This window comes from Streptomyces sp. NPDC001194, from assembly GCF_042896985.1.
In the GTDB taxonomy this organism is placed as follows: Bacteria; Actinomycetota; Actinomycetes; order Streptomycetales; family Streptomycetaceae; genus Streptomyces.
This window is the reverse complement of record NZ_JBIAXU010000003.1, coordinates 42076-66983: the sequence shown is the minus strand read 5'-3', so window position 1 is coordinate 66983 and position 24908 is coordinate 42076. Positions and strand designations below refer to the sequence as shown.

The following is a 24908-nucleotide window of genomic DNA, read 5'->3' as shown; positions in this document are numbered from 1 at the left end:
AGTGACAACCCTCATCCCGCGGGGGCTCCCCGCGGGGGGCTCCTCACGGGAGCCGGGGCACCGGGCAGCGTCGAACAGCACCGAACAGCAGCCGTTCCAGCACCACACCCCCAGCCTTCGAGGCATCCGAACTCCACCGAAGGGCACCGGACATGGGTCCCCATCCTGCGGTCGCGGCGATACGCCTGGCGGTCCGCCGCGTACTCCACGACGTCCTCACCGACCTCACCGACCGTCCCGCCGACCACCACGGGCCCGCCGTGGCCGGCGGCACCCCGCCACTCGTGCTCGTCGCCTGCTCCGGCGGCGCCGACTCGATGGCCCTCGCCTCCGCCCTGGCCTTCGAGGCGCCCAAGCTGGGCATCCGGGCCGGCGGCATCACCGTCGACCACGGCCTCCAGGCCGGCTCCGACCTGCGCGCCGCCGAGGTCGTCACCCGCATGACCGCGCTCCGCCTCGACCCGGTGGAGTCCGTCGCCGTGCGCGTCGGCCGCGACGGCGGACCCGAGGCCGCCGCCCGGGACGCCCGCTACGCCGCCCTGGACGAGGCCGCCGACCGCCTGGGCGCCGCCGCCGTACTGCTCGGCCACACTCGGGACGATCAAGCCGAAACCGTCCTGCTGGGCCTCGCCCGCGGCTCCGGGATCCGCTCGCTGTCCGGCATGGCCGAGGTGTCGGGCGGACCGGGCCGCAGCCACCGCTACCGCCGCCCCTTCCTCCAGATCGACCGGCAGACCGCCCGCAAGGCCTGCATGGTCCAGTCCCTGCCGGTCTGGGACGACCCGCACAACATCGACCCCGCCTACACCCGCTCCCGGCTCCGCCACGAGGGACTGCCCGCCCTCGAGAAGGCGCTGGGCAAGGGAGTGGTCGAGGCGCTGGCCCGCACCGCCCAGCTGTCCCGCGACGACGCCGACGCTCTCGACTCCTGGGCCGCCGAGGCCGAGAACGGCGTACGGGACGAGGACGGCCGGCTGGAGTGCGCCAAGCTGTACGCCCTGCCCCCGGCCGTCCGCCGCCGTGTGCTGCGCAGGGCCGTGGTCGCGGCCGGTTCCCCGGCGGGTTCCCTCTTCGCCCGTCACATCGAGGAAGTGGACCGGCTCATCACCGGATGGCGGGGCCAGGGTGCCATCAACCTGCCCGGCCGGGTCGAGGCCCAGCGGCAGGGTGGCAGACTTGTCATCCGGCAGGGCTGATTGGTGCTGAAACACGGCTGAGTCCTCCGGGGGCACCCCCGGAGCCGCGGCCGCAAACGAAAGTGATGCGGGTGGACGAGAAGGACATGGGCAGCGACCTCCAGTCGGTGCTCATCACCAAGGAAGAGATCGACGCGAAGCTGGCCGAGCTGGCCGCGAAGATCGACGCGGAGTACGCGGGCAAGGACCTGCTCATCGTCGGCGTCCTCAAGGGCGCGGTGATGGTGATGGCGGACCTGGCGCGTGCCTTGTCCACCCCGCTCACCATGGACTGGATGGCGGTGTCCTCGTACGGCGCCGGGACCCAGTCCTCCGGTGTGGTCCGGATCCTCAAGGACCTGGACACCGACATCAAGGACAAGCACGTCCTGATCGTCGAGGACATCATCGACTCGGGCCTGACCCTGTCCTGGCTGCTGTCGAACCTGGGCTCCCGCCAGCCGGCCTCGCTCGAGGTCGTCACGCTGCTGCGCAAGCCCGACGCCGCGAAGGTCGCGATCGACGTGAAGTGGGTCGGCTTCGACATCCCGAACGAGTTCGTCGTCGGCTACGGCCTCGACTACGCGGAGAAGTACCGCAACCTGCCGTTCGTCGGCACCCTCGCCCCGCACGTCTACGGCGGCTGACGCCCCCGACGGGAGCGGGCCCCGGTCGGGGCCCGCTCAGGGGAACCCTGGAACGATTCCTGCCGTTGGAGCAGGGGAAAGCAGTTCTGTCAGCCGTCCCACGAGGCCGCGGGTGACAATACAGGGGTACATTCCGAAGAACAGTCTTTACTCACAGCAGCATTTACCTACGGGCAGGAGGGACGGGGCGCCTGGCGCCCCGTATGGATGGACGTGAAGCGATACTTCCGTGGGCCGGTCATGTGGATCGTGCTGGCCGTCCTCGCCGTGGTCGTGTTGATGAACGTCGTCGGCTCCGGCGGCGGCTACAAGTCGGTGGAGACCAGCGAGGTCATCAAGGCGATCAACAGTGGCCAGGTGGAGAGCGCCAAGCTCACCACCGGTGACAGCCAGATGATCAAGATCGAGCTGAAGAAGGACCAGAAGCTCGGCGACAACGACGGCACCAAGTTCCAGGCCAACTACATCGGAGACCAGGGCGTCCAGCTCGCCCAGAACCTCCAGACCAAGTTCGAAGCCGGTCAGATCCCGGACGGATACACCGTCTCTCCGGACAAGACCAGCCCGTTCCTCAGCGTGCTGCTCTCCCTGCTGCCCTTCGTCCTCATCGTCGTCGTCTTCCTGTTCCTGATGAATCAGATGCAGGGCGGCGGCTCCCGGGTGATGAACTTCGGGAAGTCCAAGGCCAAGCTCATCACCAAGGACACCCCGAAGACGACGTTCGCCGACGTCGCGGGCTCGGACGAGGCCGTCGAGGAACTCCACGAGATCAAGGAGTTCCTGCAGGAGCCGGCCAAGTTCCAGGCCGTCGGTGCCAAGATCCCCAAGGGCGTGCTGCTGTACGGCCCGCCCGGTACCGGCAAGACCCTGCTGGCCCGCGCCGTCGCGGGTGAGGCCGGCGTCCCGTTCTACTCGATCTCCGGTTCCGACTTCGTCGAGATGTTCGTCGGTGTCGGCGCTTCGCGTGTCCGCGACCTGTTCGAACAGGCCAAGGCCAACGCCCCGGCGATCGTCTTCGTCGACGAGATCGACGCCGTCGGCCGGCACCGCGGTGCGGGTCTCGGCGGCGGCCACGACGAGCGCGAGCAGACCCTGAACCAGCTGCTCGTCGAGATGGACGGCTTCGACGTGAAGGGCGGCGTCATCCTGATCGCCGCCACGAACCGTCCGGACATCCTCGACCCGGCGCTGCTGCGCCCGGGCCGTTTCGACCGGCAGATCGCGGTCGACCGTCCGGACATGCAGGGCCGTCTGGAGATCCTCAAGGTCCACCAGAAGGGCAAGCCGGTCGCTCCGGACGTCGACCTCTCGGCCGTCGCCCGCCGCACCCCCGGCTTCACCGGTGCCGATCTGTCCAACGTCCTGAACGAGGCGGCGCTCCTCACCGCCCGCTCGGACCGCAAGCTGATCGACAACCACATGCTGGACGAGGCGATCGACCGCGTCGTGGCGGGCCCGCAGAAGCGGACCCGGATCATGTCGGACCGGGAAAAGAAGATCACCGCGTACCACGAGGGCGGCCACGCCCTGGTCGCGGCGGCCTCCCCGAACTCCGACCCGGTCCACAAGATCACGATCCTGTCCCGCGGCCGGGCCCTGGGTTACACCATGGTCCTGCCCGACGAGGACAAGTACTCGACCACGCGCAACGAGATGCTCGACCAGCTGGCGTACATGCTGGGCGGGCGCGCGGCCGAGGAGCTGGTCTTCCACGACCCGACGACCGGCGCGGCGAACGACATCGAGAAGGCCACGGCGACGGCCCGCGCGATGGTGACCCAGTACGGCATGACCGAGCGCCTCGGCGCGATCAAGTTCGGCGGGGACAACACCGAGCCGTTCCTGGGCCGCGAGATGTCGCACCCGCGGGACTACTCGGAAGAGGTCGCGGCGCTCGTCGACGAAGAGGTCAAGAAGCTCATCGAGACGGCGCACAACGAGGCCTGGGAGATCCTGGTCGAGAACCGCGACGTCCTCGACAACCTGGTCCTCGCGCTCCTCGAGAAGGAGACGCTGGGCAAGGAGGAGATCGCCGAGGTCTTCTCGACGATCGTGAAGCGCCCGGCCCGCCCGGCGTGGACCGGATCCTCGCACCGCACCCCGTCGACCCGTCCGCCGGTGCTCTCTCCCAAGGAGCTCCAGCTGACGAACTCGGCGAACGGCACCTCGGCGGCCACGCCGGCCGTGTCCGTGGAGAAGGACCCCGCGCCGGAGGACCGCGCCGAGTAGCCCTCGGCCGGACCGTCCCGGAATGGATGCCGCGCCCCCCAGGTTCTAGCCTGGGGGGCGCGGCACTTTTGCGTGCCCGTGAGGCGCCAGTGCACACAGGAACGAGGAAGAAATGACCGACCCAGTGACCCTGACCGGTGACGAGGGCACGATCGGCGAGTTCGACGAGAAGCGCGCCCAGGCTGCGGTCCGCGAACTCCTGATCGCGGTCGGCGAGGACCCGGACCGCGAAGGCCTCCTCGAGACCCCGGCCCGCGTGGCCCGTGCGTACAAGGAGATATTCGCCGGCCTCTACCAGAAGCCCGAAGAGGTCCTGACGACCACCTTCGACCTGGGGCACGACGAGATGGTCCTGGTGAAGGACATCGAGGTCATGAGCAACTGTGAGCACCATCTGGTGCCCTTCCACGGCGTGGCGCACGTCGGCTACATCCCGTCCGTCGACGGCAAGATCACCGGGCTGTCGAAGCTGGCCCGCCTCGTGGACGTGTTCGCCCGCCGTCCTCAGGTACAGGAGCGGCTGACCACGCAGATAGCGGACTCGCTGATGGAGATCCTGGAGCCGCGCGGGGTCATCGTCGTCGTCGAGTGCGAGCACATGTGCATGACCATGCGCGGGGTCCGCAAGCCCGGCGCCAAGACGATCACCTCGGCGGTCCGCGGCCAGCTCCGCGACCCCGCGACCCGCAACGAGGCCATGAGCCTGATCATGGCGCGCTGAGCGCAGGGGCCGGGGCGCCCCAGGGCGCGGGGCGAGCGCGCGGCGCCCCACCGGCCCCGCAGCGGCCGGGTGGGGCCCGTCAGGCGCGAGAGGGGGCCTGGGGGGCCGTGTCGTCGTCCTCGGGGAGCTTGAGGACGTGCTCCAGGAAGAGGGCGGCGGCGATGACGGCCGCGCCCGCCAGGACCGCGAAGCCGGCGTACCAGGTCTGGTCGCGGCGGGCGGGGACGTCGAGGGAGTCCATCAGCAGGAAGACGCCCACGCCGCCGTACATGCCCGCCACGAGGGCCGCCACGAGCGCGCTGGCCTGTCCGAAGACGACCGCGCGGGCCGCCATCAGCGGCTCCACGCCCTTGGCGCCCGGCCGCCGCTCGCGCTGCGCCTTGAGGCGGGCGCGAAGCGAGAGGGCCGTGGCCAGCAGGACGACCGCGATGGCTCCCAGCACGATGGGTGCGGCGAGCGGGACGCCGGGCAGGGTCCCGTACGCGTTCCACAGCCGGGCGCCCGCCCAGGACAGCACCCCGGCGACGGCGAAGATCCCCGCCAGGACCGCCGGCCTCAGTTGCTTCACGTACCCGTTCCCCGCTTTCCGCGCCGCCGACTCATCGGCGTTCCTCGGCTCCAGCCACAGGTTAACGACTACTCGGGCAGGCGGAGTTCCAGGTCCGGGCGCGGCGTGACGCCCGCCAGGCCGATTCCGGCCAGCAGCGCGGCGACGGGGCCGCGGCCCGGGATCTGCGCCTCGGGGTCGACGTCGTTCCACGGGGCCAGGACGAAGGCCCGCTGGTGGGCCCGCGGGTGCGGGAGGGTGAGGACCGGGTCGTCCGAGACCACGTCGGCGTACGACACGATGTCGACGTCGATCGTGCGCGGACCCCAGCGCTCCTCGCGGACGCGGTCGAAGGCCTCTTCGATGGCGTGTCCGCGCTCCAGCAGGGAGGACGGCGGCAGGGTCGTCTTCAGCGCGACGACCGCGTTGAGGTACGAGGGCTGCGAGCCGGGCTCGACGCCCCACGGCTCGGTCTCGTAGACGGGGGAGACCGCCTTGACCCGCAGGCCGGGGGTGTCCCCGAGGGCGTCGATGGCGCCCTGGAGGGTCTCCAGGCGGTTGCCGAGGTTCGCGCCGAGCGCGATGACGGCCCACTTGGGGTTGGAGAGGGTGGTGTCGGCGGCGTCCACCGTCTCCACGACGGATGCGGGCACCGGCTGGACGGTGGGGTCGCTCGGGGCGTTCAGTCCGTTGTTCACACGCGGCTCCGGGTGATCGTGATGGTCACGTCGTCGAAGGGGACGGTGATGGGGGCGTCCGGTTTGTGGACGACGACCTCCACCTGTGCCACCGCTTCGTGCTTGAGGCACTGCTGGGCGATCCGCTCGGCGAGGGTCTCGATCAGGTCGACGGGCTCTCCCTGGACCACATCGACGACCTCTTCGGCGACCACCCCGTAGTGCACGGTCTTCGCCAGGTCGTCGTCGGCCGCCGCGGGGCGGGTGTCGATGTGCAGCACGAGGTCGACGATGAAGGTCTGGCCTTCCTCGCGTTCCCGGGGGAAGACGCCGTGGTGCCCGCGAGCCTTGAGGCCGCGCAGCGCGACACGATCCACGCGAATCACTCCTGCTTTCGTAGGTGCTTCCGGTCCGGGACTCCCCGGATCCATGGGCCTACGCCGAGTGCGGTCGGCGTCGTCCGTCTTCGAATTTACCTGCGAAAGACTTCGGCCCCCGCCGTTGGGGTCAGGCGGAGTCTTCCTCCTCGTCCTCCTCGGAGTCCGTCAGCACCGGAGAACCGTGGTGGGACCAGAGCCGCCAACCCTGCGATGTGCGTCGGAACACATTCGTGGCGACGACCAGCTGGCCGACGAGCGGGCCGAGCTCTCCGCCGTCCTCGGCGGGCCCGCCGCTGAGGATGTTCTCCGTACAGGTCACCAGCGCTGTGTCACCTATGACGGCGACCTTCGTGTCGGTGAGGAAGAACTGGATGTAGTCGGTGTGGGACATGATCAGCGCGTACGAGCGCAGCACCTCGCCGCGGCCGGAGAGCACCGGCCAGCCCGGATGCACGCAGGAGATCTCGTCCTCGAGCCAGAGCGCCGACAGTGCGTCGAAGTCCCCCCGCTCCATGGCCTCGTAGAAGGCCGTGTTGACCTCGTCGACCGCTTCGATGTCGGTTCTGCTCACCGTGCTCCTTCTCGTTCGATGGTCACAGCGCTCCTTCCACGGCACGGGCCACCCGAACCGCGTCGGCGGTCGCCCGTACCTCGTGGACCCGTACGGCCCAGGCCCCCTGGTGGGCCGCGATGGCGGAGACGGCCGCGGTGGCCGCGTCGCGCTCGCGGGCGGGCGGCGGGGCGGCGTCGGCCGCGCCGGCCAGGATCCGGCCGAGGAATCGTTTGCGCGAGGCGGCGACCAGCAGCGGGAAGCCGAGGGCGCGCAGTTCGGGGAGGTGGGCGACCAGGGCCAGGTCGTGCTCGGCCATCTTCGCGAAGCCGAGGCCGGGGTCGACGAGGAGCCGCTCGGGGGCGATCCCGCCGGCCACGACGGCGTCGATGCGGACCCGGAGCTCGGCGGTGACCTCGGCGACGACGTCCTCGTAGACGGCGAGCTTGTTCATGCCGTCGCTGAAGCCGCGCCAGTGCATCACCACGAACGGCACCTCGGCGGCGGCGACGGCCGGGATCATGCCGGGGTCGGCGAGGCCGCCGCTCACGTCGTTGACCAGCATCGCGCCGGCCGCGACGGCCTGGGCGGCGACGGAGGCGCGCATGGTGTCCACGGAGACGGCGATCCCCTCGGAGGCCAGGCCGCGCACCACGGGGACCACGCGGCGCAGCTCCTCCTCCTCGTCGACGCGGGAGGCGCCGGGGCGGGTGGACTCCCCGCCGACGTCGACGAGATCGGCGCCCTGGGCGACGAGGTCGAGGCCGCGCTTGACGGCGGCGGTGGTGTCGAACCAGCGCCCGCCGTCGGAGAAGGAGTCGGGGGTGACGTTGACGACGCCCATGACCCCGCAGCGGTCCCATTCCGGCAGGCCTGCGACCCGGCCCCTGCCGGTGGCCCCGCGCTTGATGTTCATGGCTCCAGGGTAGGGCCGCCGCCCTGGCCGGGCCGTATGCGGCCGCCTTGGCCGCCCGCCGCCGGGCCGGGCGCCCCGGCCGCCCGCCGCCGCGCCGGGCGCATACGCCGAAGCCCGGTCCGCCGGGGATGCGGCGGACCGGGCTTCTTGCCTGGGGGCGGGCCCCCGGGCGGGCTCTACGCGACCTGGACCTCGCGCTCGGCCTTGGCCTGGGCCGGCACCGGGGCGGTCAGGTGCGTGTGGGCGCAGGTGCGGACCGGCTTGGGACGGCGGCGGCTGGCGAACAGCCGGGGCAGGGCCAGCGTGACGAAGCCCTCGGCCTGCATCACGGCGAAGCCGATGCGGGGCAGGTCGCGGCTGTTGCGGTAGACCATGAAGCGCGGCTCCCAGCGGGGGCGGAACTTCTCGTTGAACTTGTACAGCGACTCGATCTGGAACCAGCGGGACAGGAAGACCAGCAGGCTGCGCCACATGCGCAGGACCGGGCCGGCGCCGATCTTCTCGCCGCGGGCCAGGGCCGCGCGGAACATCGCGAAGTTCAGGGAGACCTTCTCGATGCCCAGCTCGGGGGCCTGCTGCAGGGAGGCGACGATCAGCAGCTCGTTCATGCCCGGGTCGGCGGCGCGGTCGCGGCGCATCATCTCCAGCGACATGCCGTCCTTGCCCCACGGCACGAAGTGCTGGATGGCCTTGAGGTCGCCGAACGGGCTGGTGTCGCCCTCCTCGACCCGGTGGGCGGTGGCGATGAAGCAGTCGCCGTCGCCCTCGTCGCCGACGCGGCCCAGGGCCATGGAGAAGCCGCGCTCGGTGTCGGTGCCGCGCCAGGCGACGGCCGCGCCGCGGACCTGCTCCAGCTCCTCCTCGGTCAGCTCGCTGACGCGGCGGACCTTGGTGGTGTAGCCGTTGCGCTCGATGCGCTTCACCATCTGGCGGACGTTGCGCATGGGGCGGCCGGTGAGCGAGAAGTCTTTGACGTCGACGATCGCCTCGTCGCCGAGCTCGAGGGCGTCCAGCCCGGTCTCGCGGGTCCAGACCTCGCCGCCGGTCTCGCTGCAGCCCACGACGGCCGGGGTCCAGGAGTGGGCCTTGGCCTCCTCCATGAACCGCTCGATGGCGCCGGGCCAGGCCTCGACGTCGCCGATGGGGTCGCCGGAGGCGAGCATCACGCCGGAGACGACGCGGTAGGTGACGGCGGCCTTGCCGCTGGGGGAGAAGACGACGGCCTTGTCGCGGCGGAGCGCGAAGTGGCCCAGCGAGTCGCGGCCGCCGTGCTTGGCGAGCAGCTCGCGCAGCTTGGTCTCGTCGTCGGCGGTGAGCCGGGCGGCCGGGTGCTCGGGGCGGAAGGCCAGGTAGATGGTGGTGAGCGCGGTCAGCATGCCGAGGGCGCCGAGGGAGTAGCCCACGGTCCAGGAGACGCGGCCGGAGTAGTCGACCGGTCCCTCCATGCCGAAGAGCCCGTACACGACGTGGCTGATCTGCTCGTAGATACCCGGATGGCCGACGACGCGGCCGGGGTGGGAGTTGACGATGACCAGGCCCAGGCCGATGGAGCCGGCGCTCATCAGCACGAAGTTGGCGAGCGCCTTCCAGCGGCTGCGCGGGTCCGGCAGCGCCTTGAATTCACCCTGGTGGCGCACGATGAGAGCCAGGAGCACCGCCGCGAGGACGACGCTGATGACGGAGTGCCGGTACATGAACTGCGCCGCGGCCCCGGCCGGGAGCAGGACGACGGCGGCCCGCCAGGCCCGGCGCTTGCGGCGCTTGAGGCCGTGGGCGAGCAGGAGGAGCAGGACGCCCGCGCTGATGGCGAGGGCGGCTGCGAAGGGGCCCAGAGAACCGGGCAGGACCTCGGTGACCGCGTGGATCCGGCTGTGCCGGAACCGCGGGAACACTCCCGCCGCGATGTCCAGAAGGCCGACGATCATGACGGCCGTACCTACCAGCCCGGGCACCGACTCCGGTCGTGGGCCGCGGAAGATTCGGCGGACCTGCTTCGGAACCTGTCCCGACTTATCGCCATCTATCCTGCTAGACATCGCTTCCCGTTGCTCCGCGAGAGATCATGTGGCCGAAGGCCGCTACAGCCTCCGGAGTGTGGTGCGTCCACTAGGACGACATCGGGGTCGAGCGGGTTCACTCTTCCGCCGAGAAAAACTAGTCCTGCCATCAGAAAGTCGACTGACTGCTCATGGGTCTCACCAGTAATACGGTTCTGGCGCTGGCCATCATCGCCGGTGTGCTGCTGTTCGCAGCCACGGTGTGGTTCTGGCCCCGGCTCTCGGGCCGCACCTGGCGTGCGCTGCTCGGCCGGGTCGGCCTCCTGCTCGCGACCCAGCTGGCGCTGTTCTCGGCCGTGGGCCTGGCGGCGAACAAGTCCTTCTCCTTCTACGGCTCGTGGGCGGACCTGTTCGGCCAGCAGACGTCTGTCGGCAAGGTCGTGGACCACTCCATGAGCAGCAAGGACATCAAGGTCGTCGACAAGCAGAAGCTCGACGTGCCGGGCGGGGCCCAGCCCCAGGTCGGCGGACAGATCCTGAAGGTTGCCATAACCGGGCAGAAGTCGAAAATAACGAGCCCCGGGTACGTGTGGCTGCCGCCGGAGTACTTCCAGCCGGCGCACAAGGAGCAGAACTTTCCGGCCTCCATCGTGCTGACGGGGTACCCGGGTACCGCCGAGAACCTGATCAAAGGGCTGAACTACCCGATGACGGCCTTCAAGCAGGCCAAGGCGGGCAAGATGAAGCCGATGATCCTGGTGATGCTGCGCCCGACCATCGCGCCGCCGCGCGACACCGAGTGCGTGGACATACCGGGCGGGCCGCAGACGGAGACCTTCTTCGCCGAGGACCTGCCGCAGGCCATCCAGAACACGTTCCGGGTCGGCGACAAGCCGCAGAACATGGGCTTCATCGGGAACTCGACGGGCGGCTACTGCGCCCTGAAGATCGCCGCGCACTACCCGCAGACCTTCGGCGCCGCCGCGGGTCTGTCCGCGTACTACGACGCGGCGAACGACGCGACGACCGGCAACCTGTTCCAGGGCGACGACAAGCTGAAGAAGCGCGCCGACGTCCTGCACAGCATCGAGCACAAGAAGCCGAGCGGTACGTCCTTCCTGGTCACGAGCAGCGAGACGGGCGAGCCCAACCTCGACGACACCAAGAAGTTCATCAAGCTGGTCAAGGGCCCGGACCGGGTCTCCTCGATCATCCTCGACAGCGGCGGCCACAACTTCAACACCTGGCGCCGCGAGATCCCGCCGATGCTGGTGTGGATGAGCAACCGCATCCAGGCCTGACGCCCGGCCCGAGACCCGAGGCCGGGCCGCCCGGGCCCGGGCGGCCCGGAGCCCCTACGCCTCTTGCAGCCGGGCCCGGCGCAGCGCCCGGTGGACCCCCTCCGGGGTCAGTACGCCGGCCAGCTCGCCGGAGTCCGGGTCCGTGACCCCGATCCGGCCGGAGTCCTCCTGCAGCAGCAGCGCGAGCGCCTCGCGCAGACTCGCCCCCAGCGCCACTTCGGCGGTGGGGGCTTTCCCGTCCGCCCCCGCCCCCGCCTCCGTCAGATCGGCCCGCTCCACCGGGGTGACCGCGAGCCGCTTCAGCCCGCGGTCCGCGCCGACGAAGGAGGCCACGTACTCGGTGGCAGGCGCGGCCAGCACCGCTGCCGGGCGCGCGAACTGCTCGATGGTGCCCGTGCCGTAGACGGCGATGCGGTCGCCGAGCCGGATCGCCTCCTCCAGGTCGTGCGTGACCAGCAGGATCGTCTTGCGCACGGTCCGCTGGAGCTCCAGGAACTCGTTCTGGAGCCGCTCGCGGACGACCGGGTCCACCGCCCCGAACGGTTCGTCCATCAGCAGCACCGGCGGATCGGCCGCCAGCGCCCGCGCCACGCCGACGCGCTGGCGCTGCCCGCCGGAGAGCTGCTCCGGGTACCGGCCCCCGTACACGGCCGGGTCCAGCCCCACCAGTTCGAGGAGCTCGGCCGCGCGGGCGCGGGCCTTGGCCTTGGGGGTGCCGATCAGCTGCGGGACGGTCGCGGTGTTCTCCAGCACCGTCTTGTGCGGGAACAGCCCGACCTGCTGGATGACGTACCCGATGTGCCGGCGCAGTTCCACGGGATCGGCGCTCGCGATGTCCTCGCCGCCGAGCAGGATCCGGCCCGAGGTCGGCTCGATGAGCCGGTTGACCATCTTCATCGTGGTCGTCTTGCCGCAGCCTGACGGGCCCACGAGCGTGACCAGCTCACCCTCCGCCACCTCGAAGGACAGGTCCTCGACGGCCGTGGTCCCGTCGGGGTAGCGCTTGGTCACATGCTCGAATCGGATCACCTGCCCATCCTCCCCCACACGCCGCGGGTTGTTTGTGACGGGAGTATGACCCCGGTGCGAAGGTTTCCGGCCATTGTCCGCCCCGGGGGTTATGGTCGCTCTTGACCGTGCCCGTTCGGACGGGTGTACGTGACGGCGGCAGGGGGTGAGGGCATGGCCGGGCAGAACTGCCTGGTGGCGAACGACTGGATCTGCTGGGACTACGTCACGTCCCGCTCCCAGGAGCTGACCGACGCCACCGTCCAACACGTCTGGATCACGGGCGTTTCGGTGCTTGTCGGCCTCGTCGTGTCCCTCCCGCTGGCCCTGCTGGCCCGCCGCGGCCGGCGCTGGGCCGCGCCCGTGCTGGGCCTGACCACCCTGCTCTACACGGTTCCCTCGCTCGCCATGTTCTCCCTGCTGCTGCCGCTGTTCGGGCTGTCGGCCTCACTCGTGGTGACCGGGCTGGTCCTCTACTCGCTGACCATCCTGGTCCGCAACGCGATGGCAGGCCTGGAAGCCGTTCCCGAGGAGGTAAGGGAGGCCGCGCGCGGGATGGGGTACGGGCCGGGCCGGCTGCTGTGGCAGGTCGAACTGCCGCTGGCGCTGCCCGCGCTGCTCGCCGGGGTGAGGATCGCCACGGTGTCCACGGTGGCCCTGACCACCGTCGGCTCCATCGTCGGCAAGGGCGGCCTCGGCAACCTGATCGCCCCCGCGGTCAACAGCTCCTTCAAGGCCCAGGTGCTCACGGCCTCCGTCCTGTGCGTCCTGCTCGCCCTGGTGGCGGACCTGCTGCTGCTCGGCGTACAGCGGCTGCTCACGCCGTGGACCCGGGCGACGCGCGCGCCGCGGGCGGCCCGGCGGAGGAAGCCGGAGCCCGCGGCGCCGGCCCCGACGACCGCGAAGGGGGCCTGAGGAGATGGGCGTGCTCGCAGGAGCCTGGGACTGGCTGGCGAACGGAGCCAACTGGTCCGGGGAGAACGGGGTGTGGCACCGGCTCGGGGAGCACGTCTACGTCAGCGGGATCTCCCTCGCCGTCGCCTGCGCCGTGGCCCTCCCGATCGGGCTGTGGCTCGGCCACATCGGCAAGGGCGGCGCGCTCGCCGTCAACATCTCCAACGTCGGACGGGCCGTCCCCGTCTTCGCGGTGCTGGCCCTGTTCATGGTCTCGCCGCTGCGCAGCGCGGGCTATCTGCCCACCATCGTCGCGCTCGTGCTCTTCGCCCTGCCGCCCCTGCTGACCAACGCGTACGTCGGCATGCGCGAGGTGGACCGCTCGGTGGTGGAGGCCGCCCGGGGCATGGGAATGTCCGGCGGCCAGCTGTTCTGGCGGGTGGAACTGCCGCTCGCGCGCGAGCTGGTGATGACCGGGCTGCGCTCGGGCGCCGTCCAGGTGATCGCCACGGCCACGATCGCGGCCATGGTCGGGCAGGGCGGCCTCGGCCGGATCATCACCGCCGGCTTCAACACGTACAACACTCCGCAGGTCTTCGCGGGGGCGCTGCTGGTGGCGGCGCTGGCCCTGCTGGTCGAGGGCGCCCTGGTGGCCGCGGACCGGCTCTTCCCCCGTCCGGCGGCGCGCTGACGCGTCCGCCCGTCCCCGGGCCCTCCCCCGTTCGTTGGTCGTTCCCACTCCCCTGGAGGAGCACAAGATGAGCAAGTCCACGCGCGTCCTCGGCGCCGTACTGGGGGCGGCGGCCCTGACCGCCTCCCTCACCGCATGCGGCGGCGACAGCCTGGAGAAGAGCAAGGACACCGGGTCGGGCGCCTCCGCCCCCTCGGACTCCGGCTCCGGTTCCGCGAAGGGCAAGGTCGTGATCGGCGCGGCCGGGTTCACGGAGTCCAACGTGCTGGCGGAGCTGTACGCGCAGGTGCTCAAGGACGCGGGCTACAGCCCGTCGATCACCACGGTGAGCAACCGCGAGCTGTACGAGCCCTCGCTGGAGAAGGGCGAGATCGACGTCGTCCCGGAGTACGCGGCCACCCTCGCGGAGTTCCTCAACGCCAAGGTGAACGGCCCGAAGGCGCCGGAGGAGAAGCCGGTCGCGTCGAGCGACGTGGCGGCGACGGTCGCGGGGCTGGAGAAGCTCGCGGCCCCGCTCGGACTCAAGGCGCTGCCGGCCGGCCCGGCGGTGGACCAGAACGCTTTCGCGGTGTCGAAGGAATTCGCCCAGAAGAACAACCTGAAGACGCTTTCCGATCTTGGCAAGTCGGGGCTGAAGGTGAAGATCGCGGCGGGCGACGAATGCGCCGTACGGCCCTTCTGCGCACCGGGGTTGAAGAAGGTGTACGGAATCGACGTTTCCGGTATCGACCCGAAGGGCGTCGGCACCCCGCAGGCCAAGCAGGCGGTCAAGGACGGCGTGGACCAGCTGGCGCTCACCACGACCACGGACGCCACGCTCGACACCTTCGGCCTCGTCCTGCTGGAGGACGACAAGAAGCTCCAGAACGCCGACAACGTCCTGCCGGTGGTCAACGCCAAGGACGCGGGATCCCCGGAGATCGCGGCCGCGCTCGACAAGCTGACCAAGGTCCTCACGACCGCCGACCTCGTCGAGTTGAACAAGCAGGTGGACGCTCAGCGCGAGAAGCCGGCGGATGCCGCGAAGGCCTATCTGAAGGCGAAGGGCCTCACGAAGTAGGAGTAGTTACGGGTTTGGTGGAGAAATGACGGGTAACTGCCCGGCCACAGATTGCCGGGCAGTTACCCCACGCGCCCCCCACGCCCTGTAAATTTCAGGCCATGCCCCGTGGACGCCACCGCAATCCCGAACCCCTGCACCGGCTGCTCACGCCGACGACCGTGGCCGGAGTCTCCGTCGCCAGTGCGGCCGTGGCCTGGCTGCTCGCGGATCCCCTGCCCCTGCGCCTGCTCGTGGCCCTCGCGGGGGCGGCGGGTGTGTCCGGCGCGGTCCTCATGCGTGCCTGGGACCGTGCGGCCGGGCGCCGCGTGGCCGAACTCGCCCGCGAGCGGGTCAAGGACGAGTGGAAGACCGAGGAGCGGATAGCCGAGCTCGAGTCCGACCTCGAAGAGGCCAGGGCGCTGCGCGCCAAGCTGGACGCGAAGCTGCGGGCCAAGCGGGTCGAACTCGCGGGGCTGCGCGGCGAGCACGCGGCGCTGCTGCGGCGCTACGCCACCGCCGAGACCGAGCGGGCCAGCGCCCTGGAGGGCCGCCGGCTGCTCGCCATCGAGGCCTCGGCCGCCCCGGAGTCCTCGGCGCCGAAGGAGCTCCCGCCGGTGACCGAGGAGCGCACGTCGAGCGGTGCGCCCACCAGCGTCGGCTACGCCCGGGCCAATGCCGCCATGGCGGCCCTCGTCCGCAAGGCGGAGGCGGCGGCGAAGAACGAGGGCAAGGCCGAGAGCGCGGCCGAGGGCACGGCGCAGGCGCAGCCGGCCCCGCCGAAGGTGCTGCAGGCCAAGGCCGCCGAGCCGATGGCGCTGGAGGCCGGGCACGCCCGCCCCGGCTCCGTCCCCGCACGCCGGCCCTCGGCCGCGGTCGCCCCCTACTCGGCCGCGCGCCGCTCGGCGTCGCGGGTCGAGGGCGGCTTCGACTTCTTCGGCACCAAGACCGCGGCCCAGGCCCGGGCGGTCATCGAATCGGTCCAGAACGAGGACCTGGCCGACGTGGTCGGCGCGGAGGCCCTCGCGGTGCACCAGGCGGAGTCGGCCCAGGCGGAACGTACCGCCTCCGAGCAGCCGGTCAAGGACCAGGGCTTCAAGCAGCCCACCCCCGAACAGCGCGCGGTGGGCCAGGTCATCGACCTGACGGCCCACGACGAGACGGAGCCGATCGACGTGGTCCGCCTGCGCACCGCGATTTCCTAGGGACGTCCGGCCGGTCGGGCCGGGCTCTCGGCCCGACCGACAAGACACCCCCCGGGTCCCAGCCTCAGAACAGCGGGAGCTGGCCCGGCAGCGGCGCGAGGGCGAAGCCGTCCAGGGTCGGGGCCGAGGCGCCGAGCACCACGCGGGCCCGGGAGCCGGGGCAGGAGATCAGGTCCGCCCGGCCGCGGCCTGCGGGCGGGTCGTGGCGGGCGATCCGGCCGGCGGTCACGGCGCAGTCGCGTCCGCAGGCGGGGCAGGCCCGTCGGGGGGAGTGGGACATGCCCCAAGTCTGCACCCCCGTACCGACATCAGCGCCGGGCGGCCAGCCATGTCTCGTGGGCCGCGCAGACCCGGCCCCACAGCGCCGTCCGGTCCGCCGGGGTCAGGTCGTCGAGCTTGCGCTCGAAGAGGCCGCCCACCACCGCCCAGAACTCGCCCGGCGTGTCCAGGACCCGCTCGGTCGTCCCCTTCGCCGGTTCGGTCCGGCTCAGCACCCGGCCGCGCAGCGCGTCGGTGCCGTGGGCGTCGCGCCGCAGCAGCGCGAGGGTCCGTACGAAACCGGAGTCGGGGGCCGTCGACAGCCGGACGTGCGTGGCCTCGAAGTCGGCCGGGATCGCCGCCGGCGCCGAGAGGATGTTGACCACCGGGCAGGGTCCCGCCTCGTAGACGTACCTCCAGCCCGGCAGGTCCCCGCCCAGCGGGCCCAGCTCGTACGTGAACCTCCCCTGCCGGTGCGTTCCGGCGCGCAGCGGCAGCGGCTCGTGGGGGCCGTCGCCGAGCCCGGCGTCGACGAAGTACTCCTCGCCGCCGACCCGGACCGTCAGCGCGAGGTGGTCGCCGTTGACGTCGCGGCGCTCACGCTCCGCCGCGACGAGGACGCCCGCCAGGTGCCGGGTCACCGCGAAGCCGAGGTGTTCCAGGAGCAGTGCGAAGGCGCCGTTGAGGTGGAAGCAGTACCCGCCGCGCCCGGCCGCGATGCGGCGTGCGGACAGCTCGGGGTCGATGCCGGGCGGCCGGCCGAGCTGGATGTCGAGGTTCTCGTACGGGATGCGCTCGACGTGGGCGCGCTGGAGGGCGAACAGCGCCTCGGCGGTGGGCCGGGGCGGCCGCGCGAAGCCGAGCCGCCGCAGGTAGCCGTCGAACAGGCCAGGGGTCATGGCCGCACCCTAAGCAGGAAACGCCCGCGCAGTCGCGGGAGTTCCCGCGTCTTATCACTTGTCGATGTCTCCCACGACGAAGAACAGCGAGCCCAGGATCGCCACCATGTCCGCGACGAGCTGTCCCGGGAGCAGCACCGCCAGCGCCTGGATGTTGTTGTAGGAGGCGGAGCGCAGCTTCAGCCGGTACGGGGTCTTCTCGCCCTTGGAGACCAGGTAGTAGCCGTTGATGCCGAGGGGGTTCTCGGTCCAGGCGTACGTGGCCCCCTCGGGCGCCTTCAGCACCTTCGGGAGGCGCTGGTTGATCGGCCCGGGCGGCAGCTCTGCCATCCGGTCCAGGCAGGCCACGGCCAGGTCGAGCGCGTTGTGCGTCTGGTCCAGCAGGCATTCGAAGCGGGCCAGGCAGTCGCCCTCGGTGCGGGTGATCACCTTCAGGACGTCCTGGAGCTCCCCGTACGCCAGGTACGGCTCGTCGCGGCGCAGGTCGAAGTCGACGCCGGAGGCGCGGGCGATCGGGCCGGAGACCCCGTACGCGTGCACCGCCTCGGCGGACAGCACGCCCACCCCGCGCGTGCGGCCGCGGAAGATCTCGTTGCCGTGGACGAGCTTGTCGTAGACGTCCATGCGGGTGCGGACGTCGGCGATCGCGGCGCGCGCCCGGCCGAGCCAGCCCGCCGGCAGGTCCTCCTTGAGGCCGCCGACCCGGTTGAACATGTAGTGCATGCGGCCGCCGGAGATCTCCTCCATGACGGCCTGAAGCTCCTCGCGCTCGCGGAACGCGTGGAAGATCGGGGTGATGCCGCCCAGTTCGAGCGGGTACGAGCCGAGGAACATCAGGTGGTTCAGCACCCGGTTCAGCTCGGCGAGCAGGGTCCGCATCCACACGGCCCGCTCGGGGACCTCCATGCCGAGCATCCGCTCGACGGCCATGACCACGCCGAGCTCGTTGGAGAACGCGGACAGCCAGTCGTGCCGGTTCGCGAGCATCACGATCTGCCGGTAGTCGCGCGCCTCGAAGAGCTTCTCGGCGCCGCGGTGCATGTAGCCGACGACCGGCTCGGCGCTGACGATCCGCTCGCCGTCCAGGACGAGGCGCAGCCGCAGCACGCCGTGCGTGGAAGGGTGCTGCGGTCCGATGTTGAGCACCATGTCGGTGCTCTCCGCCGCTCCGCCGATGCCGACCGTGGTCTCCGTCATGGCGGCATTCTCGCAGCCGCAGGGGCCGACGTGCCGCCCCCCTAGTCTGAACCCATGGAAACGGGGACTTCGGGTGAGACGAGCCGGCCCGGATGGGTGGGGCTGCCGGGCGGGCTGCTCAGGCTGCGGCGGCTGCTGCTGGTGATCTGGGCGGTGCCGCTGGCCGTCGGGACCGCGCTGCTGCTCGGGCTGACGGCCGGTCCCGCGTGGGCCGCCGCGGGGGCGGTCTGGCTGGTCGCCCTGGTCTGGGGGTGGGTGGTGCTCGGCCGCAACTGGCGGTCCTGGCGGTACGCGGAGCGCGCCGACGACCTGCTGATCAGCCGGGGCGTGCTGTGGCGGGCGCAGACGGTGGTCCCGTACGGGCGCATGCAGCTGGTCGAGGTGACCTCGGGGCCGCTGGAGCGGCGCTTCGGGCTGGCCTCCGTACAGCTGCACACGGCGGCCGCGGCCACGGACGCCAAGATTCCGGGACTGGTCCCGGCCGAGGCCCAGCGGCTGCGGGACCGGCTGACGGAGCTCGGCGAGGCAAGGTCGGCGGGCCTGTGAGCGCCGAATCGGCCGCCGCGGCCGAATCCGCCGTCGAGCGCCGGCTGCACCTGCTCACGCCGCTGCGCCGGGCGTGGGTGCCGATCGCCGCGACCGTCGGCGTCGTCGTCCAGCAGGCCGACCAGCTCCGGCGGTGGTCGAGCGGGCTCTCCGTGACCCTGCGCGCCCTCGCACTGCTCGCCCTGGTCGTGGTGTTCGGCGTGTACGGGTTCCTGAGCTGGTGGTTCACCCATTACGCGGTGACCGACACCGAGCTGCGCATCCGCAGCGGTCTGCTCTTCCGGCGCACCGCGCACATCCGCCTCGACCGCATCCAGGCGATCGACGTGACCCGGCCGCTGCTGGCGCGGGTCGCCGGCGTCGCCAAGCTGCGGCTCGACGTGATCGGCACCGAGGACAAGGACGAGCTCGCCTTCCTCGACGAGCGCGAGGCCGTGGCGCTGCGCGCCGAGCTGCTGGCCCGGGCGGCCGGTTTCGCGCCCGCGGAGGCGGTCGTGCTCGGCGAGGCCCCGCAGCAGGAGCTGCTGCGCGTCGGCCCCCGGGACCTGGTGGTGTCGCTGCTGCTCACGCTCTCGGCGTGGGGGGCGCTGGCCGCCGGCCTGGGCGTGCCCGTCGCCGTGTGGTGGTTCAGCGGGAACCACTGGGCGACGATCGCGACGATGCTGCCCATGCTGGGCGGGCTCTGGTCGGGCACGGTCGGCCGCTTCCTGAACGAGTTCGACTGGCGGGTCGCCGAGTCCCCCGACGGGCTGCGCCTCGACCACGGGCTGCTGGACCGGGCGCACGAGACGGTGCCGCCGGGGCGGGTGCAGACCGTACGGATCGTGGAGCCGCTGCTGTGGCGGCGCCGCGGCTGGGTACGGGTGGAGCTGGCGGTGGCCGGCTCGAAGAACGACGTCCTGGTGCCGGTGGCCTCGCGGGAGGCCGCCCAGGCGGTCGTCGCCCGGGTGCTGCCCGGCGTGGACCTGGCCGGCCTCGCCTTCGGCCGGTCCCCGAAGGCCGGGTCGCGGTGGGTGGTGCCGGTGTGGTGGAGGGGCTATGCGCTGGCCGTCTCCGCGGACGTGTTCGCCGTCCGCAAGGGGCTGCTGTGCCGCCGTACGGAGATCGTCCCGCACGCCAAGGTGCAGAGCGTCCGGCTCACCCAGGGCCCGTGGGAGCGGGTGCAGGGCCTCGCCGACGTCCATGTGGACACCGGCGCCAACGGAACGGTCACGGCGCGGCTGCGCCCGGCGGCCGGGGCGGCCGGGCTGCTGGACGCCCAGGCCGCCCGCTCCCGCACTTCCCGCGCTGACGCCCGCCCGGACCGCTGGATGACCTGACCTGACCCGACCCGCCCGGCGGGTGCTACGCGCCGCCGGCGCGGACCAGTCCCGTCTCGTACGCGAGGACGACCACCTGGACGCGGTCGCGCAGGCTCAGCTTGGTCAGGATGCGGCCCACGTGCGTCTTGACCGTGGCCTCGGAGAGGACCAGCCGGGCGGCGATCTCGCCGTTCGACAGGCCCTGGGCCACGAGCAGCATGACCTCGCGCTCGCGCTCCGTCAGCCGCTCGATCTCCTTGTTCTGCGGCTCCTGCGTGTTCGTCGGGAGCATCGGTGCGAAGCGGTCCAGCAGGCGCCGGGTCGTGGACGGGGCCACCACCGCGTCGCCGCTGTGCACCGAGCGGATCGCGGCCAGCAGCTCGGCCGGCGGCACGTCCTTGAGCATGAACCCGCTCGCGCCGGCCTTCAGCCCCGAGAAGGCGTACTCGTCGAGGTCGAAGGTGGTCAGGATGATCACATCGGGGTGCTCGTCCCGCTCGCAGATCCGGCGCGTGGCCTCGACCCCGTCGAGCTTCGGCATGCGGACGTCCATCAGCACCACGTCCACCTTCGTGGAGCGCAGCACCTCCAGCGCCTCCAGGCCGTCGCCGGCCTCGGCGACGACCTCCATGTCCGGCTGGGCCGCGAGCACCATGCGGAAGCCCGTGCGCAGCAGTACCTGGTCGTCGACCAGCATCACTCGGATGGACATCAGTTACCTCGACCTCGTCATTTCTTCTTGAGCGGGAGCAGTGCGCTGATCCGGAAGCCGCCGCCGGGACGCGGGCCCGCGTCCAGGGTGCCTCCGACCATGCCGATCCGCTCGCGCATGCCGATCAGCCCGTGCCCGGCGCCGTCGGCGCCGCCGTCCTCGTACAGCTCGTGGGCCGCGCCCCGGCCGTCGTCCTCGACCAGCAGGCCCAGCCCGTCGTCGAAGTAGACCAGCCGGACGCTGGCCTTGGCGTCGGGGCCGCCGTGCTTGCGGGTGTTCGTCAGCGCCTCCTGCACGATGCGGTACGCGGTGAGCTCGACGCCCGTGGGCAGCCGGCGGGGCGCGCCCTCGACCTGGAAGTCCACCGTGAGCCCGGCCGCCCGTACCTGCTCGACCAGGACCTCGATCTGCTCCACGTCGGGCTGGGGCACGTAGTCCTCGGACTCCTGCGGCTCCCCGGTGCGCAGCACGCCGAGCAGCCGGCGCATTTCCGCGAGGGCCTGGCGGCCGGTGCCGGAGATGGTCTGGAGGGCCTCCTTGGCCTGCTCCGGGGCCACGTCCATCACGTACGCGGCGCCGTCGGCCTGGACGACCATCACCGAGACGTTGTGCGCGACGACGTCGTGCAGCTCGCGGGCGATCCGGGCGCGCTCGGCGGCGACGGCCACCTTGGCCTGGGCCTCGCGCTCCTTCTCCAGGCGCTGGTTCCGCTCGACGAGCTGGGCGTAGTAGGCCCGGCGGGTGCGCAGGGAGTCGCCGAGCACCCAGGCGAGGGCGAACGGGACGATCGCGAAGATCGCGGTCAGGACGTTCTCGGAGGTGTCGAGCCGGTCCGCGCGGAAGGCCAGCACGTACGCCGGTGCGGCGGCCAGCCCGATGCCGAGGGCCGTACGGGACAGCCAGCGGGGGATCTCGGCCGAGGCGGCCACCGTGTACAGGATGATCAGCATCGCGAGGTCGGAGTTGATCAACTCGGTGTGGGTGACCAGCTTGTAGACGCCGGTGCCGACGGCGAGCCAGAACATCTGCTCCGTCCACTTGCGCCGGAAGGCCACCACCACGCCCATCGCGAGCACGGACGGGACGGCGATCAGGCGGGCGGCGGTGCTGTTGAAACTGTCTTCGGCGACTTGCAGCAGCCCGAACCCGACCAGGAGGACAGCCCAGAAGCTGTCGACGCCCGTCGGGTGTCTGCGGAGGAAGTCGTAGAGGCGCTGCACGTAACCCAGAGTAGGCAAAGGAGATAGGTGCTGGAGTCAACCACAGGTGCGATCCGTGTGACGGGGGCGTACTCCCCAAGGTGGAGGCCGAGCTTAACCTTTCGGGGATGAGGACTGAGGGAGAAGTCGCAGATCCCGATCCGGTTCCGGATGATCTTCCGGTCGGGTGGAAGGAAGCGATGGAGGCCGCGCTGTACGGGCCGGACGGTTTCTACGTACGGCCGGGCGGGCCGGGGCCGGCCGGGCACTTCCGCACGTCCGTGCACGCCTCGCCGCTGTACGCGGGGGCCGTGGCCCGGCTGCTGCGATGGGTGGACGCGCAGCTCGGGCATCCGCCGGAGCTGGACCTGGTCGACGTCGGGGCCGGGCGGGGGGAGCTGCTGACCGGGGTGCTGGGCGCGCTGCCCGCGGAGGTCGCCGGGCGGGTGCGCGCGGTGGCCGTGGAGCGGGCGGAGCGGCCGGCGGGCCTGGACGGGCGGATCCGGTGGGCCGCGGAGGTGCCGCGGGAGACGGCGGGGCTGCTGTTCGCGAACGAGTGGCTGGACAACGTGCCGCTGGACGTGGCGCAGGACGGGCACTACGTACTGGTCGACCGCGAGGGTGCGGAGACCCGCGGGCCGGCGGTGACGGGGGCGGACCGGGCGTGGCTGGAGCGGTGGTGGCCGGGCCCCGGCCGCGCGGAGATCGGGCGGGGGCGGGACGAGGCCTGGGCCGGCGCCGTGCGCTCGGTGTCGCGCGGCCTCGCGGTGGCGGTGGACTACGCCCACACCCGGGACGCGCGGCCCCCGTACGGCACCCTGACGGGCTTCCGGGCCGGCCGGGAGGTGGCGCCCGTGCCGGACGGGAGCTGTGACGTCACGGCTCACGTCGCGCTGGACGCCTGCGCGGGCGCGGGTGCGGCCTTGGTGTCGCAGCGCGAGGCGCTGGCCCTCCTCGGGGTCTCGGGGGCCCGCCCCCCGCTGGCCCTGGCGTCGACGGACCCCGCGGCGTACGTGCGCGCCCTGGCCCGCGCCGGCGAGGCGGCGGAACTCACCGCCCGCGGCGGTCTCGGAGACTTCGCCTGGCTGGTCCAGCCGGTCGGCGTGGCTCCCTGGCCCGGCTGACCGGTTCCGCCGCGCGGGGGGAAGGCCCCGCGCGGCGGATGCCCGCGGCGGATGCCGCTACTGCGCGAGCTCGTGGTCGTGGCCCGGGCGCAGGCCCCCGCCGGTGCTGCCGCCCGTGGTCGGGGCCGGGGGGACCGGCTTCGACAGCGGAGCCAGGTCGAAGGCGTAGTGGCCGACCGCGTTCGCGATCACGTCCACGTTGATGTCCAGCGCCTTCTGGTCGATGTTCGTGATGTCGTCGCCCTTGCCGTGGTAGTTCACGTCGTACGCGACCCCGGCCTCGCCCCCGAACTTCGCCGCCTGCGCCGCCGTCTTGATGCCCTCGGCGCCCGTGTCCGTACCGCCGGACGGGATGCCCGCCTCGATGAACGGGCCGTAGTCCGAGCGGCCCGTGAAGTCGGACCCCTCGTGCGGGATCTTCTGCGCGTCGAGGAAGTCGGTGATGCCCTTCTCCAGCTGCGCCGAGCCCTCCGGCCCCGGGCCCGAGCCGACCTTGTCCGAGTCGTCGCCGTCGTAGACGAAGTACGCCGCGTTCGGCGAGGCGATCATGTCGAAGTTCAGGTAGAGCCGGATCTGCTTCTTCTGCGCGTCCGTCAGACCGCCGACGTACGCCTCGGAGCCCAGCAGGCCGAACTCCTCCGCCGACCACCACGCGAACTTGACCTTGTTCTTGATCTTGGTCTGGCTGCTCGCGAGGCGCTGGGCGACCTGGAGGATGCCGGCGGAGCCCGACCCGTTGTCGTTGATGCCCGGACCCGCCGCGACCGAGTCGAGGTGCGCGCCGAGGAAGACGGTGTTGTTCTCGTCGCCGCCCCGCGTCTCCGCGATCACGTTGTAGGTCTTGCGGTTCTCCCGGAACTCGCGGATGTCGAGGGTCACCTCGACCGGCCCGGCCGTCGCCTCGGCGGCCAGCCGCTCGCCCTCGGCCTGGGAGAGCCCGCCGGTGGGGACCTTGCCCGCGTTCGCGTCGCCCAGGGTGCCGTTGAGGGCGCCCGCGGTGTTGTTGTAGATGACCGCGCCGACCGCCCCGGCCGCCGCCGCGTTGGCCTGCTTGACCGCGAAGGTGCAGCCGCCGCGCTTGATCAGCGCGATCTTCCCGGTGAAGGCGCCCGCGGCGAAGTCGCCGGGCTCGCAGCCGTTCGAACCGTCCGCGTCCACCGGTGCGACGGCGATCCGCGCGGTCACGCCGGCCTCCGGGCCGCTCGCCGTGTACGTCATCAGCTTGATCGGGACGTCCCGCCCGCCCGCGCCGTTGACCTTCAGCGTCTCGGCGATCGTCTCGACGTACACGAAGTCGAACTCGTTCTTCGAGACCTTGTAGCCGGCCGCCCGCATCACGGCCTCGACGTACTGGGCGGACTGCACGTGGCCCTTGGAACCGGCCACGCGGGTGCCCTTGTTGTAGTCGGCGATGGCCTGGAAGACCTTCAGGTGGTTGTTGGCGCCCTTGCCGGTCGAGTCCTTGACCAGTTTCCGGGCCAGCGCGTCACCCCGCGCGGCATCGCTCTGCGGGCTTCCGGCGGCGCCGGCCGGCCCGGCGAGCATCAGCGGGGAGACGAGGGCCGCGGCGGCCAGGGCGGCGGTTGCTGCGGCTATACGGCGTGAGGGCATGAAGGTCCTTCCACGACAAGTACGGGCAGACAGACGGATGATCGGGCGTCGGTGGTGCGCGGTGGACGCACGGTATAGACCGTC

24 protein-coding genes and 1 pseudogene are annotated in these 24908 nt (G+C 71.7%); 12 read left to right on the top strand and 13 right to left on the bottom strand.

Annotated elements, in window-relative coordinates; all coding sequences use genetic code 11:
* The first annotated feature begins 152 nt into the window (after positions 1–152).
* The 4 genes from tilS (at position 153) to folE (ending at position 4772) form a co-directional block, all read left to right on the top strand.
* A complete protein-coding gene (gene tilS / locus ACFY1T_RS08220; protein WP_390787482.1) occupies positions 153–1196 on the top strand; it encodes a tRNA lysidine(34) synthetase TilS in 1044 nt (347 codons plus the stop codon).
* A 65-nt stretch (positions 1197–1261) separates the two neighbouring features.
* Positions 1262–1822, top strand: coding sequence for a hypoxanthine phosphoribosyltransferase (hpt, locus tag ACFY1T_RS08215; RefSeq protein WP_030158549.1), 561 nt, complete (start codon positions 1262–1264; stop codon positions 1820–1822).
* Positions 1823–2029: 207 nt separating this feature from the next.
* On the top strand, positions 2030–4051 hold the full coding sequence (gene ftsH, locus ACFY1T_RS08210) for an ATP-dependent zinc metalloprotease FtsH (RefSeq protein ID WP_030867985.1): 2022 nt from the start codon (positions 2030–2032) through the stop codon (positions 4049–4051).
* Positions 4052–4163: 112 nt separating this feature from the next.
* Complete coding sequence (gene folE / locus ACFY1T_RS08205) at positions 4164–4772, top strand: GTP cyclohydrolase I FolE (protein WP_390787481.1); 609 nt, start codon at positions 4164–4166, stop codon at positions 4770–4772.
* Positions 4773–4851: 79 nt separating this feature from the next.
* Here folE and ACFY1T_RS08200 read toward each other — a convergent pair whose 3' ends face one another.
* The 6 genes from ACFY1T_RS08200 to ACFY1T_RS08175 all read right to left on the bottom strand — a co-directional run bounded on the left by ACFY1T_RS08200 (position 4852) and on the right by ACFY1T_RS08175 (position 9878).
* Positions 4852–5340, bottom strand: coding sequence for a DUF3180 domain-containing protein (locus ACFY1T_RS08200; RefSeq protein WP_229337453.1), 489 nt, complete (start codon positions 5338–5340; stop codon positions 4852–4854).
* A gap of 68 nt (positions 5341–5408) precedes the next feature.
* Positions 5409–6017: a 2-amino-4-hydroxy-6-hydroxymethyldihydropteridine diphosphokinase gene (gene folK / locus ACFY1T_RS08195; protein ID WP_390787480.1), complete on the bottom strand. Its 609-nt coding sequence runs from the start codon at positions 6015–6017 to the stop codon at positions 5409–5411.
* Positions 6014–6373 (bottom strand): dihydroneopterin aldolase, encoded by a 360-nt coding sequence (folB, locus tag ACFY1T_RS08190; protein ID WP_030158540.1) that lies wholly within the window; start codon positions 6371–6373, stop codon positions 6014–6016. Before folB ends, folK begins: the two co-directional genes overlap by 4 nt.
* Before the next feature lie 130 nt (positions 6374–6503).
* Positions 6504–6947, bottom strand: coding sequence for a nuclear transport factor 2 family protein (locus ACFY1T_RS08185; protein ID WP_030867975.1), 444 nt, complete (start codon positions 6945–6947; stop codon positions 6504–6506).
* A 22-nt stretch (positions 6948–6969) separates the two neighbouring features.
* Positions 6970–7842 (bottom strand): dihydropteroate synthase, encoded by an 873-nt coding sequence (folP, locus tag ACFY1T_RS08180; RefSeq protein WP_390787479.1) that lies wholly within the window; start codon positions 7840–7842, stop codon positions 6970–6972.
* Between the two features lie 176 nt (positions 7843–8018).
* Entirely contained in the window at positions 8019–9878 is a 1860-nt protein-coding gene (locus ACFY1T_RS08175; protein ID WP_390787478.1) for a phosphatidylglycerol lysyltransferase domain-containing protein, read from the bottom strand.
* A gap of 152 nt (positions 9879–10030) precedes the next feature.
* On the opposite strand from ACFY1T_RS08175, the gene ACFY1T_RS08170 reads away from it, so the two are divergent.
* The gene (locus tag ACFY1T_RS08170) at positions 10031–11140 is read left to right on the top strand and encodes an esterase family protein (protein WP_030867968.1); all 1110 of its coding nucleotides are present in this window, start codon (positions 10031–10033) and stop codon (positions 11138–11140) included.
* Between the two features lie 54 nt (positions 11141–11194).
* Here ACFY1T_RS08170 and ACFY1T_RS08165 read toward each other — a convergent pair whose 3' ends face one another.
* Entirely contained in the window at positions 11195–12169 is a 975-nt protein-coding gene (locus ACFY1T_RS08165) for an ABC transporter ATP-binding protein (RefSeq protein WP_030867966.1), read from the bottom strand.
* A gap of 153 nt (positions 12170–12322) precedes the next feature.
* On the opposite strand from ACFY1T_RS08165, the gene ACFY1T_RS08160 reads away from it, so the two are divergent.
* The 4 genes and pseudogenes from ACFY1T_RS08160 to ACFY1T_RS08145 all read left to right on the top strand — a co-directional run bounded on the left by ACFY1T_RS08160 (position 12323) and on the right by ACFY1T_RS08145 (position 15977).
* Positions 12323–13063 (top strand): ABC transporter permease, encoded by a 741-nt coding sequence (locus tag ACFY1T_RS08160; protein WP_390787477.1) that lies wholly within the window; start codon positions 12323–12325, stop codon positions 13061–13063.
* 4 nt (positions 13064–13067) lie between these two features.
* Positions 13068–13737, top strand: a pseudogene (locus ACFY1T_RS08155) (ABC transporter permease); the annotation flags it as partial.
* A gap of 63 nt (positions 13738–13800) precedes the next feature.
* Entirely contained in the window at positions 13801–14793 is a 993-nt protein-coding gene (locus tag ACFY1T_RS08150) for an ABC transporter substrate-binding protein (RefSeq protein WP_390787892.1), read from the top strand.
* A gap of 101 nt (positions 14794–14894) precedes the next feature.
* Entirely contained in the window at positions 14895–15977 is a 1083-nt protein-coding gene (locus tag ACFY1T_RS08145; RefSeq protein ID WP_390787476.1) for a hypothetical protein, read from the top strand.
* 64 nt (positions 15978–16041) lie between these two features.
* On the opposite strand, the gene ACFY1T_RS08140 is transcribed toward ACFY1T_RS08145, so the two are convergent.
* Genes ACFY1T_RS08140 through ACFY1T_RS08130 form a run of 3 tightly spaced genes read right to left on the bottom strand, consistent with a single transcriptional unit; the run spans position 16042 to position 18331 of the window.
* Complete coding sequence (locus ACFY1T_RS08140; protein WP_030867954.1) at positions 16042–16257, bottom strand: hypothetical protein; 216 nt, start codon at positions 16255–16257, stop codon at positions 16042–16044.
* 28 nt (positions 16258–16285) lie between these two features.
* Positions 16286–17134: an arylamine N-acetyltransferase gene (locus tag ACFY1T_RS08135; protein ID WP_390787475.1), complete on the bottom strand. Its 849-nt coding sequence runs from the start codon at positions 17132–17134 to the stop codon at positions 16286–16288.
* Positions 17135–17188: 54 nt separating this feature from the next.
* Positions 17189–18331 carry an NADH-quinone oxidoreductase subunit D gene (locus tag ACFY1T_RS08130; RefSeq protein WP_030867950.1) on the bottom strand — a complete coding sequence of 381 codons (1143 nt, stop codon included), beginning with the start codon at positions 18329–18331 and terminating at the stop codon, positions 17189–17191.
* 54 nt (positions 18332–18385) lie between these two features.
* Here ACFY1T_RS08130 and ACFY1T_RS08125 point away from each other — a divergent pair, with 54 nt between their 5' ends.
* Both ACFY1T_RS08125 and ACFY1T_RS08120 read left to right on the top strand, forming a co-directional pair.
* Positions 18386–18877: a PH domain-containing protein gene (locus tag ACFY1T_RS08125; protein ID WP_390787474.1), complete on the top strand. Its 492-nt coding sequence runs from the start codon at positions 18386–18388 to the stop codon at positions 18875–18877.
* The gene (locus tag ACFY1T_RS08120) at positions 18874–20196 is read left to right on the top strand and encodes a PH domain-containing protein (RefSeq protein WP_390787473.1); all 1323 of its coding nucleotides are present in this window, start codon (positions 18874–18876) and stop codon (positions 20194–20196) included. The genes ACFY1T_RS08125 and ACFY1T_RS08120 overlap by 4 nt, the downstream gene beginning before the upstream one ends.
* Before the next feature lie 25 nt (positions 20197–20221).
* Here the strand turns inward: ACFY1T_RS08120 and ACFY1T_RS08115 are convergent, their stop codons facing one another.
* Both ACFY1T_RS08115 and ACFY1T_RS08110 read right to left on the bottom strand, forming a co-directional pair.
* Complete coding sequence (locus ACFY1T_RS08115; RefSeq protein ID WP_030867945.1) at positions 20222–20890, bottom strand: response regulator transcription factor; 669 nt, start codon at positions 20888–20890, stop codon at positions 20222–20224.
* Between the two features lie 17 nt (positions 20891–20907).
* Positions 20908–22110 (bottom strand): sensor histidine kinase, encoded by a 1203-nt coding sequence (locus ACFY1T_RS08110; protein ID WP_390787472.1) that lies wholly within the window; start codon positions 22108–22110, stop codon positions 20908–20910.
* Between the two features lie 179 nt (positions 22111–22289).
* Between ACFY1T_RS08110 and ACFY1T_RS08105 the strand changes: the two genes are divergently transcribed.
* Positions 22290–23213 carry an SAM-dependent methyltransferase gene (locus tag ACFY1T_RS08105; protein WP_390787471.1) on the top strand — a complete coding sequence of 308 codons (924 nt, stop codon included), beginning with the start codon at positions 22290–22292 and terminating at the stop codon, positions 23211–23213.
* A 57-nt stretch (positions 23214–23270) separates the two neighbouring features.
* On the opposite strand, the gene ACFY1T_RS08100 is transcribed toward ACFY1T_RS08105, so the two are convergent.
* Complete coding sequence (locus tag ACFY1T_RS08100) at positions 23271–24824, bottom strand: M28 family metallopeptidase (protein ID WP_390787470.1); 1554 nt, start codon at positions 24822–24824, stop codon at positions 23271–23273.
* Between the last annotated feature and the right edge of the window lie 84 nt (positions 24825–24908).

Coding starts and splice junctions, on each gene's coding strand:
- ACFY1T_RS08135 (WP_390787475.1), bottom strand. CDS start 17,134: ATGACCCCTGGCCTGTTCGACGGCTACCTGCGGCGGCTCGGCTTCGCG.
- ACFY1T_RS08140 (WP_030867954.1), bottom strand. CDS start 16,257: ATGTCCCACTCCCCCCGACGGGCCTGCCCCGCCTGCGGACGCGACTGC.
- hpt (WP_030158549.1), top strand. CDS start 1,262: ATGCGGGTGGACGAGAAGGACATGGGCAGCGACCTCCAGTCGGTGCTC.
- folP (WP_390787479.1), bottom strand. CDS start 7,842: ATGAACATCAAGCGCGGGGCCACCGGCAGGGGCCGGGTCGCAGGCCTG.
- ACFY1T_RS08130 (WP_030867950.1), bottom strand. CDS start 18,331: ATGACGGAGACCACGGTCGGCATCGGCGGAGCGGCGGAGAGCACCGAC.
- ACFY1T_RS08150 (WP_390787892.1), top strand. CDS start 13,801: ATGAGCAAGTCCACGCGCGTCCTCGGCGCCGTACTGGGGGCGGCGGCC.
- ACFY1T_RS08115 (WP_030867945.1), bottom strand. CDS start 20,890: ATGTCCATCCGAGTGATGCTGGTCGACGACCAGGTACTGCTGCGCACG.
- ACFY1T_RS08100 (WP_390787470.1), bottom strand. CDS start 24,824: ATGCCCTCACGCCGTATAGCCGCAGCAACCGCCGCCCTGGCCGCCGCG.
- ftsH (WP_030867985.1), top strand. CDS start 2,030: ATGGACGTGAAGCGATACTTCCGTGGGCCGGTCATGTGGATCGTGCTG.
- ACFY1T_RS08175 (WP_390787478.1), bottom strand. CDS start 9,878: ATGTCTAGCAGGATAGATGGCGATAAGTCGGGACAGGTTCCGAAGCAG.
- tilS (WP_390787482.1), top strand. CDS start 153: ATGGGTCCCCATCCTGCGGTCGCGGCGATACGCCTGGCGGTCCGCCGC.
- folE (WP_390787481.1), top strand. CDS start 4,164: ATGACCGACCCAGTGACCCTGACCGGTGACGAGGGCACGATCGGCGAG.
- ACFY1T_RS08145 (WP_390787476.1), top strand. CDS start 14,895: ATGCCCCGTGGACGCCACCGCAATCCCGAACCCCTGCACCGGCTGCTC.
- ACFY1T_RS08125 (WP_390787474.1), top strand. CDS start 18,386: ATGGAAACGGGGACTTCGGGTGAGACGAGCCGGCCCGGATGGGTGGGG.
- ACFY1T_RS08170 (WP_030867968.1), top strand. CDS start 10,031: ATGGGTCTCACCAGTAATACGGTTCTGGCGCTGGCCATCATCGCCGGT.
- ACFY1T_RS08105 (WP_390787471.1), top strand. CDS start 22,290: ATGGAGGCCGCGCTGTACGGGCCGGACGGTTTCTACGTACGGCCGGGC.
- ACFY1T_RS08160 (WP_390787477.1), top strand. CDS start 12,323: ATGGCCGGGCAGAACTGCCTGGTGGCGAACGACTGGATCTGCTGGGAC.